The organism is Helicobacter trogontum (assembly GCF_000765905.2).
Classification (GTDB): Bacteria; Campylobacterota; Campylobacteria; order Campylobacterales; family Helicobacteraceae; genus Helicobacter_A; species Helicobacter_A trogontum.
In genome coordinates this window covers 1-2360 of the sequence record NZ_JRPL02000068.1, presented here as the reverse complement: position 1 = coordinate 2360, position 2360 = coordinate 1, and the positions used below count along the sequence as shown (strand labels likewise).

Genomic DNA, 2360 nt, shown 5'->3' with positions numbered 1-2360 from the left:
ACAGCACAAGCAGTTACTAGAGTTTATTTCGCAAACAAGAAGCTATATCGAAACTAGCTTTAGTATCAATCCTTTAAAAGAATTTGGAACAAATTACGCAGAGTTTTACAAAGATGGCAAGAGAGCAATACAAAAGCTTTTAACTGAAGCTAAAGATTATGAGACTAGAAAAGAGGCAGGAAGATTAAGCAAAGAAGAGCTAGAGCAAGGGGTATACAAAGGACAAGTTGCAGGAGCATTCCATAAAGATAACTTAGGTGATATTGATCTTGTTTGGGGAGAAGTGCAAGGAAGCGGTAAAGATGCAACAGGTTTTGGACTTGCTAAGATACTAGAAAAACATATTGATGATTTTAAGGAGTTTGCAGGAGATACAAAAGAAGCTAAGCTAATTAATGGGATTAATGAGATTATAGAGAAAGGAAAAGTGGTTAAGGATAGCAATGGTAGAACAACGATTATTTATAATGATTATTTCAAAATAGGATTAAAGCAAAATTGGAAAGGTGAGACTACACCAAATAAGTGGATAATAACTGCGTATGAGGATACACAACAAAAAGAAAGAGACAAGATTATCCACTCTGACTCTTTTACAAAAGGCGAGACTCTGCCTTTAAACTCTAAAGAGGATTCTAGCATAAAAAATACAAATCCTATACAAAACACATCTACATTGCAAAATCCAAGCATTCCAACTCCAAAAGAATTACAAATACAAGTAGATAAGGCTATAGCAGAGATTGATAAGCTTATGGAATCTAATCGCCAAATTGTCGATAGACAATGGCTATATGAAGTGCATAAACCACAAGAAGTAGTGACAATACAAAAACATTACTTCAATCAAGAAATGCCACAAGAATATAAAGAGATTATTGCACCATTTCCTAAGCTTAGAGAGCAAGAAATAGCGGATAATTTAAAACAAAACACACAAGCACAGCTAAAACAAACCTATAAAGAACAATTTTTAGAGACTTTTAAGGATAAACCATTTGAAAAAACACGCACACAAGCAAGTAATTTACTTAAAACCTATTATAAGCATAATCCCAAAGGTTTGGGTGTAGAGATAAAAGATTGGAGTTTTGAGAGTGCAAATTTCAAAATGGCATTGGCAAAATTTCAAACCAAACTAAAAAAAGGTGATGAAGAAGTCTTTGAAACTCTATGGGAAGCAAAACTTGCAAAGAATATACAAGACAAAAAGCAAGAAATTGAAAATCTATTTAGTATCAATCCTATCAAAGAGTTTGGCACAAACTATGCAGAATTTTACAAAGATGGCAAAGGAGCAATACAAAAGCTTTTAATAGAATCTAACGATTATGAGACTAGAAAAGAAGCAGGAAGATTAAGCAAAGAAGAGCTAGAGCAAGGGGTATATAAAGGACAAGTTGCAGGAGCATTTTATAAAGATAACTTAGGGGATATTGATCTTGTTTGGGGTGAGGTAACAGACAAAGCAAACCATAAAGGCTATGGACTAGCACATATAATTGATAAACGCAAAGCGGAATTTATAGAAAAAGGTTTTTCAAACACAGAGGCAGAGCACAAAACATTAGAGTTAATTAAAAAAATACCAAGCGTTATAGATAATGGAGAAATAGTTGATTTAAAAAATGGAAAAATTAGAATTATTACAGAAGATTACACGATAGGAATGAAAAATGAATGGCATGACAACCCAACAAACCCATATATACTAACTACATTTGAGAATAATAAGAAAAGCGATAAGAATCTACACTCTACCGCTTTTACAAAAGGCGAGACTCTGCCTTTAAACTCTAAAGAGGATTATAACACAAAAGCGATAAATGAGAGTATAAAGCGTTATAAAGAGAAAATAAAAGCTTTAGATGATCCAAAATTACAAAAAGAAATGGCGGAAAAAAAGCAAAAAATTATAGATGAATTTAATGAGACACTACATAATGCTTCACCTATAGAAAGGCATGATAAATGGGGGACTAGTTTTAATATTTTATACATAAAGCCTGAAGGCAAGAAAAGATTCCAAAAACTTAAGTTTGATACTGAAGAAAGAATTCAAGAAGCAATACATCACTATGCTAATAATGAAAGATTAAAAAAAGAACACAATGTATTGCTCAATGTATACAACAAACTTAAAGAAGTAGATATTGAGAACCTACGAGAAAAACAAAGATTAGAAAAAATCCTAAAAACCTATGAAAATGATTTAAAAAATATAGGAGTTAGTGATTTACCTACCACAAAAGAAATAATAAAACAAGCCAAAGAGCAAGGCTTGTCACAAGTGCAAAGCAATACCAATGCACAGCAATTAACATTACACGACATACAAGAAAGATTAACTGCTAGAAAAA

Annotated in this window: 1 protein-coding gene; it reads left to right on the top strand. The window is 32.2% G+C overall.

Features of this window, described 5'->3' with window-relative positions:
- The coding region (locus LS81_RS10700; RefSeq protein ID WP_138069949.1) for a putative barnase/colicin E5 family endoribonuclease at positions 1–2360 on the top strand (2360 nt) is incomplete at both ends.